Annotated in this window: 17 protein-coding genes and 1 tRNA gene; 12 read left to right on the top strand and 6 right to left on the bottom strand. The window is 64.8% G+C overall.

Annotated features, from left to right (window positions below):
• The first annotated feature begins 15 nt into the window (after nt 1–15).
• The 3 genes from MAB_RS05350 to cynS all read left to right on the top strand — a co-directional run bounded on the left by MAB_RS05350 (nt 16) and on the right by cynS (nt 1,215).
• Nucleotides 16–510, top strand: a complete 495-nt coding sequence (locus MAB_RS05350; protein ID WP_005109716.1) for a MarR family winged helix-turn-helix transcriptional regulator — start codon at nt 16–18, stop codon at nt 508–510.
• A gap of 99 nt (nt 511–609) precedes the next feature.
• Nucleotides 610–738, top strand: coding sequence for a hypothetical protein (locus MAB_RS25290; protein WP_005063472.1), 129 nt, complete (start codon nt 610–612; stop codon nt 736–738).
• A 36-nt stretch (nt 739–774) separates the two neighbouring features.
• Nucleotides 775–1,215, top strand: coding sequence for a cyanase (cynS, locus tag MAB_RS05345; protein WP_005082956.1), 441 nt, complete (start codon nt 775–777; stop codon nt 1,213–1,215).
• 3 nt (nt 1,216–1,218) lie between these two features.
• Here the strand turns inward: cynS and MAB_RS05340 are convergent, their stop codons facing one another.
• The gene (locus tag MAB_RS05340) at nt 1,219–2,208 is read right to left on the bottom strand and encodes an immunity 63 family protein (RefSeq protein ID WP_005087926.1); all 990 of its coding nucleotides are present in this window, start codon (nt 2,206–2,208) and stop codon (nt 1,219–1,221) included.
• Between the two features lie 119 nt (nt 2,209–2,327).
• Between MAB_RS05340 and MAB_RS05335 the strand changes: the two genes are divergently transcribed.
• A complete protein-coding gene (locus tag MAB_RS05335) occupies nt 2,328–3,260 on the top strand; it encodes an MPT63 family protein (RefSeq protein WP_005097886.1) in 933 nt (310 codons plus the stop codon).
• Nucleotides 3,261–3,314: 54 nt separating this feature from the next.
• Here MAB_RS05335 and MAB_RS05330 read toward each other — a convergent pair whose 3' ends face one another.
• Together MAB_RS05330 and MAB_RS05325 are read right to left on the bottom strand one after the other, a co-directional pair.
• Complete coding sequence (locus MAB_RS05330; protein ID WP_005088797.1) at nt 3,315–4,214, bottom strand: hypothetical protein; 900 nt, start codon at nt 4,212–4,214, stop codon at nt 3,315–3,317.
• Nucleotides 4,215–4,322: 108 nt separating this feature from the next.
• Nucleotides 4,323–4,925 carry a TetR/AcrR family transcriptional regulator gene (locus MAB_RS05325; RefSeq protein WP_005113405.1) on the bottom strand — a complete coding sequence of 201 codons (603 nt, stop codon included), beginning with the start codon at nt 4,923–4,925 and terminating at the stop codon, nt 4,323–4,325.
• An 86-nt stretch (nt 4,926–5,011) separates the two neighbouring features.
• Here MAB_RS05325 and MAB_RS05320 point away from each other — a divergent pair, with 86 nt between their 5' ends.
• Entirely contained in the window at nt 5,012–6,106 is a 1,095-nt protein-coding gene (locus MAB_RS05320) for an oxygenase MpaB family protein (RefSeq protein WP_005113404.1), read from the top strand.
• Nucleotides 6,107–6,110: 4 nt separating this feature from the next.
• Here the strand turns inward: MAB_RS05320 and MAB_RS05315 are convergent, their stop codons facing one another.
• Nucleotides 6,111–7,526 carry an alpha/beta hydrolase gene (locus MAB_RS05315; protein ID WP_005113402.1) on the bottom strand — a complete coding sequence of 472 codons (1,416 nt, stop codon included), beginning with the start codon at nt 7,524–7,526 and terminating at the stop codon, nt 6,111–6,113.
• A 7-nt stretch (nt 7,527–7,533) separates the two neighbouring features.
• Complete coding sequence (locus MAB_RS05310; protein ID WP_005082966.1) at nt 7,534–8,007, bottom strand: MarR family winged helix-turn-helix transcriptional regulator; 474 nt, start codon at nt 8,005–8,007, stop codon at nt 7,534–7,536.
• 288 nt (nt 8,008–8,295) lie between these two features.
• Here MAB_RS05310 and MAB_RS05305 point away from each other — a divergent pair.
• Nucleotides 8,296–8,368, top strand: a tRNA-Arg gene (locus MAB_RS05305).
• Nucleotides 8,369–8,481: 113 nt separating this feature from the next.
• On the opposite strand, the gene MAB_RS05300 is transcribed toward MAB_RS05305, so the two are convergent.
• Nucleotides 8,482–9,948, bottom strand: a complete 1,467-nt coding sequence (locus MAB_RS05300; RefSeq protein ID WP_005092787.1) for a sugar transferase — start codon at nt 9,946–9,948, stop codon at nt 8,482–8,484.
• 620 nt (nt 9,949–10,568) lie between these two features.
• Here MAB_RS05300 and MAB_RS25285 point away from each other — a divergent pair.
• The 6 genes from MAB_RS25285 to MAB_RS05275 are packed head-to-tail and all read left to right on the top strand — an operon-like array spanning nt 10,569 to nt 15,864.
• Nucleotides 10,569–10,697, top strand: a complete 129-nt coding sequence (locus tag MAB_RS25285; protein ID WP_005066086.1) for a hypothetical protein — start codon at nt 10,569–10,571, stop codon at nt 10,695–10,697.
• 22 nt (nt 10,698–10,719) lie between these two features.
• Complete coding sequence (locus MAB_RS05295) at nt 10,720–11,790, top strand: glycosyltransferase family 4 protein (protein WP_005115135.1); 1,071 nt, start codon at nt 10,720–10,722, stop codon at nt 11,788–11,790.
• Complete coding sequence (locus MAB_RS05290; RefSeq protein ID WP_005113399.1) at nt 11,787–12,971, top strand: glycosyltransferase family 4 protein; 1,185 nt, start codon at nt 11,787–11,789, stop codon at nt 12,969–12,971. The genes MAB_RS05295 and MAB_RS05290 overlap by 4 nt, the downstream gene beginning before the upstream one ends.
• The gene (locus MAB_RS05285) at nt 12,964–14,262 is read left to right on the top strand and encodes a lipopolysaccharide biosynthesis protein (protein ID WP_005092783.1); all 1,299 of its coding nucleotides are present in this window, start codon (nt 12,964–12,966) and stop codon (nt 14,260–14,262) included. Before MAB_RS05290 ends, MAB_RS05285 begins: the two co-directional genes overlap by 8 nt.
• Complete coding sequence (locus MAB_RS05280; RefSeq protein WP_005113398.1) at nt 14,259–15,263, top strand: CgeB family protein; 1,005 nt, start codon at nt 14,259–14,261, stop codon at nt 15,261–15,263. The genes MAB_RS05285 and MAB_RS05280 overlap by 4 nt, the downstream gene beginning before the upstream one ends.
• Nucleotides 15,250–15,864 carry a YdcF family protein gene (locus MAB_RS05275; protein ID WP_005083011.1) on the top strand — a complete coding sequence of 205 codons (615 nt, stop codon included), beginning with the start codon at nt 15,250–15,252 and terminating at the stop codon, nt 15,862–15,864. The genes MAB_RS05280 and MAB_RS05275 overlap by 14 nt, the downstream gene beginning before the upstream one ends.
• Nucleotides 15,865–15,868: the final 4 nt, after the last annotated feature.

The raw sequence follows: 15,868 nt of genomic DNA, 5'->3' as shown, positions 1-15,868 counted from the left end.
GCAAGGATAGTGAGAATGACCGCAGTCTCGCCCGAGGTAGACCCGCTGGCCCTGGAGCGACAGGTGTGCTTCGCGCTGGCCGTGACCAACCGCGCGGTGCTGGCGGTGTATCGACCACTGCTCGCACCCCTAGGAATCACCCACCCGCAGTACCTGGTGATGCTGACGCTCTGGGATCACGCCAAAAGCGGCGCCGACGACACGCGAGAAGCCTTGTCCGTCAAGCAGATAGCTGCACTGCTGCAAACCGACTCGGCAACCATCTCCCCCATGCTCAAGCGACTCGAATCACTCGGACTGATCACCCGCCCACGCAGCACCGCCGATGAGCGCACCACGCACGTCACCCTGACCAGCCGGGGCGCCGCGCTTCGCGAGCAGGCCCTCAGCGTCCCCGCCGCAGTGGTGGAACGCCTGGGTGTCAACCTGGCCGAGCTCGAGAACCTTCACAAGGTGCTGACCAGGGTCAACACCGCCGCACTGGCCGCCGGAGCCCTCGATACCGAGTAATCAGCACAACCCGTGTGACGCCCGACACATCCCATGTACACCGATCGGTACACATGGTCCAATGATTGGTAGACCGATCGATCTACCAAGGAGGTCGTCATGTGGACGGATACCGGCGTACTCATCGCGATTGTTCTCATCACCATGGCCATGCTCTGGACGGCCGGTGGCGAGAACTCGATGAACTACTACCAACGCGACGCGCAGAAAGGGTTGTGGCAGCGCTAGTTTGCGCCGGCGGTGGACGTCTGTTTGTCTGACGTCATGACCAAGAACGAAGCCGCCGAACTGATCGCCGCGCGCCGCGTGGAAAAGAATCTGACATGGCAACACATCGCGGAAGCCATTGATTCACCGCTGATTTGGACCATCGCCGCCCTGCTGGGCCAGCATCCGGTGCCCGAAGTCAAGGCCAATAGGGTGGCCGAGCTTCTCGACCTGGAGCCGCAGGTCGCCACCGCACTACGCGCGCAGCCGTACCGCGGCACGCTCGATGGCGGTGCGCCCTCGGACCCGACGATCTACCGGCTCTATGAAGCGCTGAGCGTCTATGGCCCGGCGATCAAGGAGGCCATCCACGAGGAGTTCGGCGACGGCATCATGAGCGCGATCAATTTCAAAGTCGACGTCACGCGGCGGCCGGACCCCGATGGCGATCGCGTGGTGCTGACCTTCGACGGAAAGTTCCTCGACTACCGCTGGTGACGCTCACAGCAGGCCACGTATGTTGCGGCCCGTAATGGCACCCCATTTGGTGTCGAGCGCATTCATCAGCAGCTGCCAGTACGGCGCCCACAGGGTGCGTTGTGCCATCGCCGGGGGCATCGTCTTGTAGGTGGCTGCCTGCTGTGTCCACCGCCATGCCAGTCCCCTGGCCACATCGTCGATGCACCAATAGATGAGCTCATTCGGATTGGTCGTCGTCTTCCACACGAAACCCTTTTTCGGATCACGCGTGTGGTACCAGAACTGGGCTCCATCGAGCACGTACTGCGGGGCGGTGTTCGAGTGCCGTTCCCCCTTGGCCAGCTCGGTGGGTACCGGCACCTCGGAAATGGCCACCTCTCCGGCGAGACGGCTCAGCACCGCGATGCGCACGTCTACCTGCTCACGGACCCACTCGGAGCTGCCAGGACTCCCCGGCTCCGGGGTTGCGGCGGCCGGGCTGGCAGCGGGGGCAGTGGCGGTCGGCTGATCCGCCGGAGCCGATGCCACGTGTTCGGTGGGTGCGTTACCTGCGACGTCGACGATCGCCCCACCCGCCCAATCGACCTTGGCGGGGTTGAGCACTCCGTCCTCTTCCAACGACAGATCGACGACGTAGGCGACGTCCACCAGCACGTCCCGGGCACCGGGCGCCAGGGAAACTCCCGGGCGCCGCGGGCCCAACAGCGCGACATGAACCATGAAGAATTCACCGTCGTCGTCCCGGTCGCAGTATTCGCGTTCGTACCGATCCGCGTCGGCAGCCTGGAACCGGTGTTTGACCGGGGGCTCCAGCAGGACGCTGCAGAATTGCACCGGATGGTTGCCATCGCCATCCAGCATGCCGAGTTCTGTTGCGGTAATGGGTAGTTCGGCGGCCAGACTGGGCGCGGCGTCGTCCGCCGCGGCGCGGATGGTGAACGTACGTGCGTCGGGCGGCCAGTCGTCTGGCTCCGGCGCGGCCCCCTCGTGACCGGTGGAATCAACCGTCATGTTCTTAACCGTATGGCAATCGTGAACTTCGGGCGACGATGGTGCACCCAGACCTGTTAGTTTTACCGACAGACCGTCCCCGCTGGGGGGAGCAATTCGGACGTCAAGGAGATCGCATCGTGAAGATCAATGTGCCCATTACCGCCGCCGTCGCGGCCGCCGCGGCGGCTGCGGGACTGGCCCTCATGCCCACCGCCGGCGCCGACACTACGCTCGGGCAGCAGGGGCGGCTGACCAACGGCGACGTCGTGCAGGCGTGGACCATCAGCGACCTGAAGGTCAGCACCGACCAGTTGCCTTACCAGCCCAAGGGCACCCTGTGGGAGGCCACCGCCACCGACGAGGCCATCCAGGGCAGCGTCATCCCGATCGTCGCCAACTTCAACGCCAAGGCCAACGACGGCGAGACCTACCGGGTGCTGTACGGCGTCGCGAGCGCGCAGGGCGTGAACCCGGGCACCTTGTCGCAGGGCGAGAAGACCACCGGCAAGATCTACTTCGACGTGACCGGCGCCAATCCGGAGACGGTGACCTACACCTCCGGTGACGAGGATCTGCTTACCTGGAAGGCCGCTCCGGCCGCCGCCCCCGCGCAGCGCTCGGGTGGTTCGACCCAGTCGCACGGCTCCACCCCCGCGCCGGCCACCAGCACCGCGCCCACCACCGCCACCCCGGCGCCCGCCGCGGTTCCCGCCGGCAGCCAGGGCACCCCGCTGCCCGCCGGCAGCCAGGGCACCCCGGTGGACGAGCAGGCGCCCGCGGCCACCCCGACGCCGACCGTGGCGCCGGTGACCGCCACCCCGACCCCGGCGCCGGCCACTCCCACGCCGGGCGCCGAAGGCACGCCGTTGAACAGCACCGCAGTGCCCGCCTCGCCGGCGCCCGCGACTGCTACACCGGCCGTTCCCGTTCCTGAGGGTGCCGCCCCGCAGACGGGCACCCCGCCGGTCGCCGCGGTACCCGGAGTCCCCGCGGTGCCGGCGTCCGACAGCGTTCCGCACGGGCAGCGTGCAGCGGGAAGCCAGGGAACACCCGTTTCCACCGAAGGCTGAGTAAGACCGTCTTGGCATTGACCGCCGGCCGCCATGTGCGGCCGGCGGTTTTTGTTATGAGTGCGAAGACCACCACGCGTACAGCTGGTCCAGCGTGGGACCGGTGGCACCCGAACGTGTCTCGCTGAGCAGTAGACGCTCCTCATCGGTCCAGGCGACCACCGGGTGTCCCTGATTGGTCCCGCAGAAGACCGTGCCACTGACCTGGTCGGGCGTGGCGTTGCGCCGCCATGGCCCCGGCGACTGGATGCGGCCGGGGCACACCACCACCGCGTTGCGTTTGGTCAGGCGGCTCAGCCCGGCAGCCAGCGCGGACTTGTCCTTGACCAGCGAGTAGCTGGCCTCTATCGGCCCATCCGGATCGTCGCTGCGACCGCATTTGACTTGGGCGACTGCCTCATTGGCCGGTTCGACGGCCTTACACGCCGATGCCGCATAGCCCGCCGGCAGCATGGACAGCAGCCGCGTCTCCGCATCGGTGTCTCTGCTGGACACCGTGGTCGTCGGTGGCGCGGCCGTGGGCTCCGTGGGAGCGTCGTCGCCGCCCCCACTGGCAAAAATGGCGATAACGCCGCCCACCAACACCACCGCCGCAAGCACCGCGCCACCAATGATCAATGGCCGCTTGCTTCTCTCGGGCCCCTTATCCGCCCATGACGCGAAGTCTACGGTGGACGCCGAAGCGCCACTGCCCCAAGGCTTCTCACCTATCGGTTGCGGAGTCGAAGCACCAGCGAACTGGGGTGTCGGCGCAGCAGGGGCCGACCAGTACGGATCGGGGCTCGCGGGCTGCTCGACGAACGGGGGCTGACCGAAGTCCTGCTCCGACGGAGCGAACGGTCCAGGGTCGGACAACATGCCGGGAAGCGCATTGAGGACTGGCAGCGGTGCGGTGTCCGCGGCGTCAGCCGAGCCCTCGGACGCCGGCGAGCCCGCTCCGGTATCCGTATCCATCCGCTACCCCCGATATCTAGTCGTTATGTCCCCGACCATGGTCAATGCACAAGATTACTTGGCCCGGTCGCGCACGGGCCCAAAGCACGCAGAGTTGCCGTCGCGCCGCTAGCGAACCGCCGGGCTGGCAGCCGGAACCAAAGCCTGCGCGATGGGCAATATGTATCGGCGGGCATACTGCTGGGCGTCTTCCCTGGTGGCAAGCTCCCGGCGGGGACTGGGGGCAAGGATCAGCGAATGCGTCAGGCGCACAAATACTTCGGCGATGCCGTACGGATCATCGACGAGGTCACCGGCGCTCTGACTCACGTGGCCGGCCAGGTACGTAGTCGCCATATCCAGTGCCGGGCCCGCTCCACTTGTCATGACCGGTAGCACCGACTCCGGATCGGTCTCCACCGCGCGCCGCATCAAAGGGTGTGTGTGCACGTGCCAATAGATTCCGGTAAAACCTGCGACAAGCTTCTCCTCGGGGCTGTCCAGGGCCGCGATCTCGGCGTCCACCGAAGTAAAAATCGCCTGCGCCTCCCGCATGAGGACCGCAAGGACGAGGTCCGTCTTATTGGACCAGCGGCGGTACACCGTCATATGCGAGACACCCGCACGCCGTGCGATCTCATCGACCGTCGCGCGCCGGATACCAAAACTGAGCATGGTCTGTAGCGCGGCTTCGAGGATGCGCTCGCCGGTGGGATCCGGATCTGCAGACACATCTCAGTCTCTCACGCAGAAACACTTCCCAAACCAATGTTGCGATGTTAGCTTCTAGATAAGTTCATAACATGACGGAGGATGCAATGACGCATGTACTGCCGCGCGACACCGAACGTGATGACCACGCCGAGGAGCACGAGGACGGGCTCGCGTACTTGCGCTCGGAGGGGGTGCGCCCGCACGTCATGGACGCGTTTCGCAAGCATTTGGGCAGCCCTCTCGTCGGCGTCTTCGGCGGAGTGCTGTTCGATGAGGTGGCCTTGGTGCCGGTGGCAGCATCCGTCGACCGTTCAGGGCGGTTCCGGGAGAACTTCACCGACCGCGGCATCCGGAGCGCCCTCAGCGCGATATCGGTATTCGCCGGAGACCGGCAACAACGGGCCGACACGGCACAGTGGCTCAAGGAGCAACATCGCGCGGTCCGTGGCACCGGTGTCGGCGAGTACGAAGGAATCCGTTACAGCGCGTTGGATCCCGAGCTGTGGATCTGGATCGCGGCCAGCGCCATCAACGCCACCATGGAGGCCTTTCCCCACTGCACGGGCTACACGCTGACCGCAACGGAGAAAGAGGCCGCGTATCAGTACCAGCGGTATCTACTCAAGGACCTGGAATTGCCCAGCGCCAAAGGTAAATTCCCCCCGACGTATGCCGCCTTCACCGACTACTACGACGACATGGTGGAGAACAGATTGCAGTCCAATGGTTTCCTGCGGGACCAATTCGCCGGATTGATGCGTCTACCGCTGCCGACGCTGCTACTGCCCACCGCCTTGCGTCCCGCCCTGTTTCCACTCTGGCTCGCGATTCGCCCGATAGCGGGCCGGGTGATCCAGGTGTGCTCCGCCACGGCGATGCATCCGCAGATACGCGAGATGATCGGGTTCGAGCTCAAACGCCGCCATACACTCGAATTCGCGCTGTACACCCGGGTGCTGCAGTTGGTATGGCGCGTGACGCCGGAACGACTGCTCATAGAACCCATGCTGTACAACACCATTCGAATCGACAACGCTCGGGCACAACTCGATAGTTCACCTGCCGCCCAACGCAGGTATGACAAATTGGCCCGATCCTTGACGCGCCGCAATGCGCGCTTGGCGAACTTCTACCACGGCTATCGCCTCGACAGCTTCGCCGCTCCGGAACGGCCGACAGGAGCCTGCCCGTTCGGGTGAACAGCTAACTACCCGCCGCTCGAACCGAAGACGCTACGGACGTGCTGGGCTCCGGCGTCAGGCCGGGCAGCGGGATCCGCGCTGCCTGCGGCACACCCAGGCGGCCCGCCAGCCAGGGCAATGCGGCGTCGAAAGCTTGTGCGGCGAAAGGCCAGTCATGCCTTCCGGGCTGCGCGGAGACGGCGCAGCGGATGCCATGGGCACTGGCCAACCCACACAACGCATTGGCCGCGATGTCTTGCCCCTCCGGGTTGGCGATTCCGTCATGCGGACCGTCGCTGACAGATCCGATGCCGGCGGCCGTCAGTAACCTGTGCTTCATGCCACCGGGGATGTCGAACCACCCGGCGAGCGAGCCGTACCGCCCGTGGTGATTGATCACGGTCGCCGGATCGAATCGGGACCACGCGGCCTCATCACCGCCGAACAGCGTTGCAATCGTGTGCTTTTGGTCGCCGGTGTTGGGGCTGGCGTCACCGGCAATGTCAACGAACGCACTGAAGGTCTCGGGGTGCATCACCGTCAAGTCGAGTGCGCAGGTGCCGCCCATCGACCATCCGGCCACTCCCCACTGGCTCCTGTCATCACCTACCCGAAAGTTCGAGGTCACGTACGGCACCACGTCGTTGACGAGATGGTCGGCGGCATTGCCACGACGACCGTTCACGCACTCGGTGTCGTTGTTGAACGCCCCGGTGGCATCCGCGAACACCAGCACCGGCGCGTATCCACCGTGCCCGGCGGCGAAGTCGTCGGCGGCCTGTGTGGCGTGGCCCGCCCATATCCAGTCCGCGGGAGTGTTCAGCGCCGACCCGATCATCAATACCGCTGGAAGCCGGGGCGCAGGGTTGCGCCCGAACCATGCGGGCGGCAGGTAGACCAACTCGGTGCGGTGCCGGAATCCGGAGGCATCGGCCGGAATCGTCACCGGCGTAACGACTCCCGACGGCGGCTGCACACCGGCGATCTGCATGGCCAACACCGTGCCTCGATCAACCTCGCCGGGGACCGGAGCCAACACGAGCCGGGCCCACGCCGAATGCACGGTGGGCAAATAGCCGATCCATACATTTATCGATAGCCCGGCACATATCACGCACAGCGGTATCGCAAGGACCGTCAGCGACCGGCGCCACCACCGCACCCCGCGCCAATCGGCCCCCGTCAGCCCGGCCGACAGCCCGATGCCGGCGATCCAGAGCCACAGCCACGGCGGCGCCGGTTCACCGGCGACACCCAGTGCGTCGAGATACCAGTACGCGACGGCGGCCAGCACCACACCCATGGCGAGTCCTGCGATGACGGGCATCAACCGAGATCTGCGGTACACCGCGTAGCTCAGCACGGCCGCGGTGCCGACCTGAGCAAGCATCGGCAACCAGCCGTGAATCAACGACAGCTGCCCAATGTAATGACGCATCCGGCACCTAAACGTCGACGGGCGAGGCAGATTCGCCACCGGCCGCGGTAAACGCGTCCAGCGCGCGTACCAGGCCACGGCGTTCTCGGGCGGGCATCCGCGCCGCGATCTCGGCGATCTCGGCACGGCGCTGCGCCATGACCTCTCGCACCACACCCTCGCCATGCGCGGTCAGTTCTGCCACCAGCTCGCGACGCGACCGCGGATGTGGGCGGCGATCGATCAGACCGGCACTGACCAATCGATCCACCATCCGCCCCGTCGTCGAGGGCTGTACCCCCAGCGACTGCGCGAGGGTCGCCAGGTTGATGGGCCCCTCATTGAACAAGATCACCAGTGTGCGGAACTGAGGAAAGGTGATGGTCTCGTCAACCTGCGCGATCGAGCGCGCGGAAATCGCCAGCAGCAGCCGTGACGCGACTAGCAGCGAATCTGCAAGCGCATCAAGCGATTCGTCGAGGTCGACATCGTCAACGGTCACTTGTTTCCCCTTCGAATCCGTGACAGGCCGTATCGAGATCTCACCATACCTAGTGGCAACTATTGCAGAGTGCTACTGTTTGTGGCGCGCCGCGTAAGCAGCGACCATGGGATGCGCGGCCCGTAGGGAACGCTGGCGGACTCACCCGGTAGCGACGGATCATTCCGCCAGCGTTTCCCGTGCGCGCACGTGGCCGTGCCCACGCATGTTCGGGCCCCTGCGCGCAGACCGAGTAGAGTCCTACCTCGGCGCCGGACCGGATTGCGTAACCACCCGCTGGCGGCCCCCGCCCTCGTAGCTCAGGGGATAGAGCACGGCTCTCCTAAAGCCGGTGTCGCAGGTTCGAATCCTGCCGAGGGCACTTTTACGCAGCGCTCATGCACTCGACGGATCCGGTGAAAGCGTGACACCAGCGGGATATCCCGCACGGGTCCTGACCGGGTTGCCACCGCAGCCCTTCGTCCCCGACCGTCGTCAGTACGCGCCCTCGCTGCGCACCACCGCGCCGACGGTCCGGGAGATGATCCGGATATCCAGGCCCATGGACCAGTTGTCGACATAGGAGATGTCGTGACGGATGGACTCGTCAACCGATAGGTCGTTGCGCCCGCTCACCTGCCACTGGCCCGTGACACCGGGCTTCACCAGGAGCCGCCGCCGCATGGTGTCGTCGTAGGCGTCGACTTCCCGCTGCACCTGCGGACGAGGCCCGACGACGCTCATGTCGCCGAACAGCACGTTGAAGAACTGCGGCAGCTCGTCGAGGCTGTACTTGCGGATGAAGGCCCCGACCGGGGTCACCCGCGGGTCCTCCTTCGCCTTGAAGAAGACGGGCGTGCTGCCTGCCGAATCGATCATGCCGGCGGTCTGCAGGTCCGCACCGGTGTACATGCTGCGGAACTTGATCATGCGAAACGGCACGCCGTCCAAGCCGATTCGTTCGGACACATAGAACACCGGGCCCGTGCTGGTGAGCTTGATGGCCGCGGCGATGGCGAGCATCACCGGCGCAGTGGCCAGGATCGCCGCGGTGGCGAACACCATGTCAAAGGCTTCCTTGGACATCGACCGCGCCCGCCGATACCCCGGGGCCAACATCTCGAGCATGTGCACTCGCTCAAGGCCCCGATCGGCCGTCGTCACGGCGGTCTCATCGACGTCGCCCGGCGAGACGGCGAGCTCGATTCCCAGATCCCCCAGATCGGAGGCAAGGCCGACAAGTTCCTTACGTCCCAGCTCGTTGGTCATCGCGACGGCGACGATCTGCGCCGATGTGCGCTGCGCCGCCTCAATCACGTTCCGGTCATCACCGACGACGGGAACACGACGGTCGCCAACCTCGATTTCCGTTGCACCGTAACGCGTATCGGTCGCGGGAGTGCATGCACCCACCACCTCGAATCCACTGTCCCGATGACGATCGAACGCGGTCACCATCTCCCGGACGGCATCGTGATCACCGGCCAGTAGCACCGAGGTTCGAGCCTCCGAACCCCAGACACGGCGCAGCACGTGCCGGGCAATGAAAATGCCCACCAGCCCGAGCGGTATCTCGATGATGAGATGGCGGATGTCGATCAGCTCGATGCGTGAAATCAGATAAGTCAGCAGCACGATGGTGAATAACTGGAAGGTGACGCCCACCACCGTCTGCCATTCCTGGAGCACCGCCCGCAGGGCCTTGCCCGGCCCCACAGTGTGCAACGACAGCGCCGCAAACCACACAACAGCTATCACCGCATCCGTGGCCACATACCAGCCACCGAGGTCCTGCCGCCCCGACAGCAGGTGGTGCGCCAGCTGGTAGGACAGCAGCGAGGTGAGAACGATGGCCACCAAATCGGCCGCCGGCGCCCATCGTCGATGCAGGTAGAACAGCCCGCCTGGACGCTTTTCTACCCTCTGTTGAATTTCGTCATTAACGACGCTCTTGATAACCATAAGTGCACTTCACCTGTTCGTTCATATCGGTGATACGTATGGACGATTTCGGCAATAGAACCCGACCCAATTACACGCTTACGTTTCCATAGCGATTCGAATCGTGCCACGTGATGGGGATCACGTTCAATCGAAAGTACGGTGAAAGTTTCATTGGAGGTAAATAAGAATCATCTAACAAACATCTGACCGGGCCAGGCTTTGCTAATAACCCAACCAATCACGTATCGCTCACTAGCAAATAACAATTTGGTAACATAAGCAGCTCAGTAGATATACAAGCAAATACTGATACGCCCAAAACTACCGACGGTAGCGTCGTTTCGCACCCATCGTGGTCTCCGTTGCGGGCAAAAGCCCCGCAGGGCGAAATTAGTATGCGCAATAGCTAGATCCGTGTCGCCTGCGGTTGCGCATGACTCGCCGGTGTTGCAGGCTGAGTATGGGTCGGCTTGCAGGCGGCATGAATGAGCGTGCGTCAAATACAACCGCACGCCGGATTTCGCCCGCGAGCGGTATCGCGCTACTCGCGATATGAAATGCGGCCCGCATTGGCACATATGAGTAGACACCGCCCATCACCAAGGCCGCGTCGGCTGCTCGGGTGGGTGGGCTGAACGATGAACAAACATGAGACATGGGGTCGGGGCCCGGAGCAGAAGACCCAGCAGCGGATAGCTCCCGACGTCGGAACGGTGCACCAGATGCCACGTATCGACAGACATCTCAGCTACCGGGTGGAGGCTTGATTTGGCGCCCATCAGAGTGCACATGACCGGGTCGGAATGGTTCTCCTCATTGCCCGGAGGGCTCAACAGATACTTCACCGATCTGTTCACCGCCTTGCGCACCCGCGGCGACATTGAATTATCGGCCGCGGCCTTCGGGGTTCCCTCCGACGGCGGATCGTCCTGGGGTGGCACCGGCGGATCCACCAGGTCTCGGGTCCTCGCCGCGTTCAACGATCGGTCGGGGCTCCAACAACCGGGCATCCTCGACCGCCACTTCTGTCTCTACGGGCCCGCGGCCATCGGGTGGGGTACCCGGAGCCGGCTAGTCGTACATTTCCACGGGCCGTGGGCGGCGGAAAGCAGATTCGCGGGAGCCGGGCCGCTGCGGGCACGCGCCAAGTACGTCGTCGAACGTCTCCGCTATGCCGGGGCCGAGCGAGTCATCGTGCTGTCGGATCGCTTCCGGGATGTGCTCGTCGAGGACTACCGGATACCCACCGATCGCATCGAGGTCATCCCTCCCGGCGTCGACCTGGACAGATTCGGCGTACTCCCACGATTGGACGCCCCCACCGGCCGACGAACGGTGCTGTGCGTGCGCAGACTCGAGCACCGCATGGGTATTCACCGCCTCATCGAATCGTGGCCTACGGTCGTGTCCGCGCACCCAGACGCCTGTCTGATGATCGTGGGCACGGGCACCGCCGAGAAAGACCTACGGGCCCAGGTAGCCGCTGCCGGTCTGGACGACAGTGTCCACTTCACCGGGCGCGTCGACGACCTGACCCTGACCCAGCTCTACACACTCGCGGATTTCACCGTGGTGCCGTCGGTAGCCCTGGAAGGCTTCGGACTGATCGCACTCGAATCCCTGGCCACCGGCCGCCCCGCTGTCGTCACCGACTGCGGCGGCCTGCCCGACGCGGTGCGTGGCCTGGATTCCTCGTTGATCGTGCCCGCCGACAACGCCGAAGCGCTTGCCGCACGCCTTGTCTCGGCACTCGATGGCGCACTCCCCGATCCGGCGCAATGCCGCCAACATGCCGAATCGTTCTCCTGGGCTGCTGCCGCCCAACGCCACCATGCCGTGTACGCGGAGCTGAGCGCATGATCCGGGCGACATTCGTAGCACACACCGCGGCACCCTCGGGCGCCGAGCTCGCGACACTGCGGCTGCTGTCGGCGGTACGCAACTCATCGACCGGGCTCATCCTTGAACCGTCGGTGGTCTACACCGAGGACGGGCCGATGGTGAACGCGATGAAGTCACAAGGCATCTCAACTTCGGTGTTGGCCAACACCTTCGACAGCCGAAGCGTCACCATCCGGGGCTCCGGCTGGTTGCGCCGCTTGGCGGGGGCGACCTCGCTGGTTCGCGTCGGCTGGTCTCTCGGCGCCGCTGTACGCGAGCACGGGGCCGACGTGCTCGTCGCCGGCAGTACCAAGGCCCTCATCATGTCCGCCGTGGCGGCCAAGCGAGCACGAATCCCCCTGATCTGGCATGTGCACGATCGGATATCGGCCGAATACTTCGGTGCCGCCTTGGCATTCCTCATTCGCATACTGGGCAAGCTGGTCGCCGACGGGTACATCGCGAACAGCCGGTCCACCGAAAGCTCGCTTCGGCCTGGACGCCTTCCGGGCGTGATCGCCTACCCGGGACTGGATTTTCAGCACACCCCGGCCGTGGAGCACGCACCGCAGCGACCTGCCGCGGAGACGGTGATCGCCGTCGTTGGCAGGCTCACGCAGTGGAAAGGACAAGACGTATTCCTGCGCGCACTGGCCAACACGAGAGTCCGACCGCAGCGGGTGTATCTGGTCGGCGGCACCTTCTTCGGTGAGGAGTCCTTTCGTACCGAATTGGAGGACCTGGCCAGCGAGCTGCAGCTGCCGGTGACGTTCACCGGACATCTCGACGATCCCACGGACATCCTGTCCATCGCCGATATCCTCGTGCACTGCTCCGTGATCGCCGAACCCTTCGGGCAGGTGGTCGTCGAGGGGCTTCGTGCAGGCTGCGCGGTCATCGCCACCCAGCCCGGCGGCCCCGCCGAAACCATTGAGTCGGGTGTACACGGACTACTGGTGCGGGCCGGCGACACCGGCCAACTGACCGACGCCCTTGACCACCTCATCGAAGACCGTGACCTTCGAATCCGTTTGGCGCAGGCCGGGCGGGACCGCGCGCGGCGCTTCGACATCGCCGACTCGGCGCAGACGGTGGGGACGTTCCTCTCCGACATGCTGGCCCGGCGCTCAACCACGCCACTGGCAGGGCGCCGTGTCTAACGAACCTCGAAGTAGCACCACGCTGCCCCGGGCCCTGCGGCTGGCCCGCGATTTCGGGGCGGTCGTCTTCGGAAAGTACGGGCAGTATCTGGTCACCTTCGCGACGGTGCCACTGCTCGCGCGGGTGCTCGGCCCGGCGGGCATGGGGCTGCTGGCGGTCGGAATGGCCGCCTATTTCTTCGGCTCGATAGTCGTCGACTTGGGTATGACACCGTTTCTCGCCGCCCGCGTGCCCGAACTGCGCAATACCCCGGCCGAGCTTCAGCAGGTTCGCACCGACTACCTCACCGTGAGACTGATGACCCTCGGAGTCCTCGGCGCCGCACTCGGCGCCGGTTGGATCGCCGGGGTGCCTCCGTACGTGCACATGATTCTGCTGGGGCTCTTCACCGGTGGGTTCTGGGCCGCCTCCGACGACTGGCTCCTGATCGGGCAGGGACGCTTTATCGCATCGGCGATATACCAAGGTTCGGGGCGCATCACCTACCTGCTTCTGCTCGTCGTACTGCTTCCGCACTCCCCCCATGCGGCGACCGCCATCCTCTGTCTGCTGGGCTCCTCGATCCTCACGGTCGCAGGAACCTGGTGGGACAGCCTGCGGACATTCGGTTCGCTGTGTCGTCCGTACGCGCCAGGCCAAATCCTGCGCAGCAGTTGGCCGATCGTTACCTCACGACTGCTGACCACCGGCTACGGCCAGGGGGCGCCCGCCATCTACTCGGCAATGCTGGACGCGGTGTCCCTGGGACTGTTCTCGGCCAGCGACCGCCTGGTCAGGGCGATGCAGTCGCTCTTGGACATGATCGGGTTGGTTCTGTTGCCGCGGATGGCGAAACGCAGTGGCCATGAGCACTTCTGGCGCAGCGGTTTTCAGGGCTTGCGGGGCGCCGTCGCGGTGGCCGTGCTTGCCGCGACACTACTGTGGGTGCTGGCTACCCCAATTGTCCACCTCATCTTCGGCAGTGAATTCCTCGGAGCCGTTGGCCTTTTGCGTGCCGAACTACTCATTCTTCCGGCGAGCACCATCAGCTCATACATCAGTACCGCGCTCCTACCCGTCCGCCAAGACACCCACGGCGTTCTCATCGCCGCGGTGGTCGGCACCACGGCAGCGATGGCCGGGCTGCTCGCCGCCTCGTGGACCCATTCGGTGTGGGCCCTCACGGGCGGTGTCATTGGCGCTGAATTCTGTGTGGCGCTGTGGTATTTGGCTCGGGTACGGCACCTTTCCGGGCGCGAGCGGGGCGCGGCGGCCACCGCTGAAACCGCGCAGGAAGAGGCTGCGCGATGAAGATACTTTTTATCGGCGATGACTGGGTGGGCAGCAACGCACGCTCCATGGCCGACGGATTTCGGCAGGCCGGTCATGAGGTGATCGTGGTCGACACCACCCCGGTCACCCTGCCCACCAGATTGTCACCGGCGTGGGTGTATTCGAAGGCGATGCGCCGCCGTGCGCCGTGGCTGCAGGAATCGGCGCACCGGCAGATCGAACACATTGCCCAGGAATTCGGTCCCGACATGCTGTTTGGATTCAAGTCGATCCATCTGGACCAGGCTCGTCTCCTTCAGGTGCCCGCGGCCGTCCGGGTGCACTACAGCCCGGACGATGTCGGCAATCCCTACAACACGACACCCGACTACCTGGCGCAGGAGGGCAGTTGGGATCTTGTGGTGACCACCAAACGACACAACGTGCCCGAGCTCCTGGAACGCGGCGCGCGGCGCGTGAAGTTCGTACACAGCGCCTATGACCCGGCGTGGCACCGGCCCTGCGCCAAACGTGTGGCGCGGCAATATCTGGTGGGATTCATCGGAGCCCGGCGTCCAGACCGCTCGGCCCTGATGACCCGCCTCGGCGGCGAGCATGGACAGGACCTGCTTGTCCGCGGCCCGGGCTGGCGGCGCGTGCCGGCCCTGCGCGCCACCGGAGCCACGATCGGCGGCGCCGTCTATGGCGACCATTTCGCGACCGCCGTCGCGTCGGTGACCGCGAACCTGGTACTGCTCAACTCCGATAATCGCGACACCCACACCTGCCGCACCTTCGAAATCCCCGCGTGTGGAGGTCTATTCGTGGGGGAACGCACCGATGAACACAGTGAGCTCCTCAACGAAGGAACCGAATGCCTGCTGTTCTCCGACGAGGCAGAACTTCGCGAAGTGCTGCACTGGTGTGCCCGCCATCCCGCACAGGCCGCCAAGATCGCGGAGGCCGGCCATGCTCGGGTGACCCAGGACGCACACCGCTACGTCGACCGGGCCAGGGAGATCATCGATGAGCTTCAGTGACGCGAAGGAGACACCTGTTACCGAGGACTCGCCCGTCGCGCCCAGCCCGGAACCCAAACCGCGGCGGCGACGGATTCTGTTGGTGTGCATCACCGTCACGGTCCTGCTCGCCGGTTTCATCACCGCAGGGTGGCGGGTGTACATGAATCCGCAGACCGACCCGTTGCGACCGGCCGACGCCATCGTCGTCCTGGGCGGCACCCCGTACGAGCGTTTCGATGTCGGCCTGGACCTGGCTAAACGGGGGTATGCACCGTACCTGTTGATCTCGCAGTCGACCGGCGCCGACGACCGCAACATGGACAAATACTGCAAGGGCCATTTCACGTTCACGGTGAGCTGTTTCATCCCAGATCCGTGGACCACTGAGGGCGAGGCGCAGGAAATACGTTCCAAGGCACAGGAATTAGGTTGGCATCACATCATCGTGATCACTTTCACCCCGCATGTTTCGCGAGCTCGTTACATCGTCGGAAAGTGCTTCGACGGGGAACTCACCATGGTCGCCAGTCCCGCACCTTCCGGCGTTGCCTTCTGGTCGTGGATGTTCATCCGCCAGTCCGGCAGCTACGTCAAGGCCTTCCTGACCCTCGGATGCTGAGGAG

The sequence above is a fragment of the Mycobacteroides abscessus ATCC 19977 genome (genome assembly GCF_000069185.1).
Lineage (GTDB): Bacteria > Actinomycetota > Actinomycetes > Mycobacteriales > Mycobacteriaceae > Mycobacterium > Mycobacterium abscessus.
Note: the sequence above shows the minus strand (reverse complement) of the source record. Positions and strands in the feature narration are given on the sequence as shown.

What these genes read in the sequence shown, in the direction of transcription:
- MAB_RS05350 (WP_005109716.1), top strand. Translation starts at nt 16, where the DNA reads ATGACCGCAGTCTCGCCCGAGGTAGACCCGCTGGCCCTGGAGCGACAG.
- MAB_RS25290 (WP_005063472.1), top strand. Translation starts at nt 610, where the DNA reads ATGTGGACGGATACCGGCGTACTCATCGCGATTGTTCTCATCACCATG.
- cynS (WP_005082956.1), top strand. Translation starts at nt 775, where the DNA reads ATGACCAAGAACGAAGCCGCCGAACTGATCGCCGCGCGCCGCGTGGAA.
- MAB_RS05340 (WP_005087926.1), bottom strand. Translation starts at nt 2,208, where the DNA reads ATGACGGTTGATTCCACCGGTCACGAGGGGGCCGCGCCGGAGCCAGAC.
- MAB_RS05330 (WP_005088797.1), bottom strand. Translation starts at nt 4,214, where the DNA reads ATGGATACGGATACCGGAGCGGGCTCGCCGGCGTCCGAGGGCTCGGCT.
- MAB_RS05320 (WP_005113404.1), top strand. Translation starts at nt 5,012, where the DNA reads ATGACGCATGTACTGCCGCGCGACACCGAACGTGATGACCACGCCGAG.
- MAB_RS05315 (WP_005113402.1), bottom strand. Translation starts at nt 7,526, where the DNA reads ATGCGTCATTACATTGGGCAGCTGTCGTTGATTCACGGCTGGTTGCCG.
- MAB_RS05300 (WP_005092787.1), bottom strand. Translation starts at nt 9,948, where the DNA reads ATGGTTATCAAGAGCGTCGTTAATGACGAAATTCAACAGAGGGTAGAA.
- MAB_RS25285 (WP_005066086.1), top strand. Translation starts at nt 10,569, where the DNA reads ATGAACAAACATGAGACATGGGGTCGGGGCCCGGAGCAGAAGACCCAG.
- MAB_RS05295 (WP_005115135.1), top strand. Translation starts at nt 10,720, where the DNA reads ATGACCGGGTCGGAATGGTTCTCCTCATTGCCCGGAGGGCTCAACAGA.
- MAB_RS05290 (WP_005113399.1), top strand. Translation starts at nt 11,787, where the DNA reads ATGATCCGGGCGACATTCGTAGCACACACCGCGGCACCCTCGGGCGCC.
- MAB_RS05280 (WP_005113398.1), top strand. Translation starts at nt 14,259, where the DNA reads ATGAAGATACTTTTTATCGGCGATGACTGGGTGGGCAGCAACGCACGC.
- MAB_RS05275 (WP_005083011.1), top strand. Translation starts at nt 15,250, where the DNA reads ATGAGCTTCAGTGACGCGAAGGAGACACCTGTTACCGAGGACTCGCCC.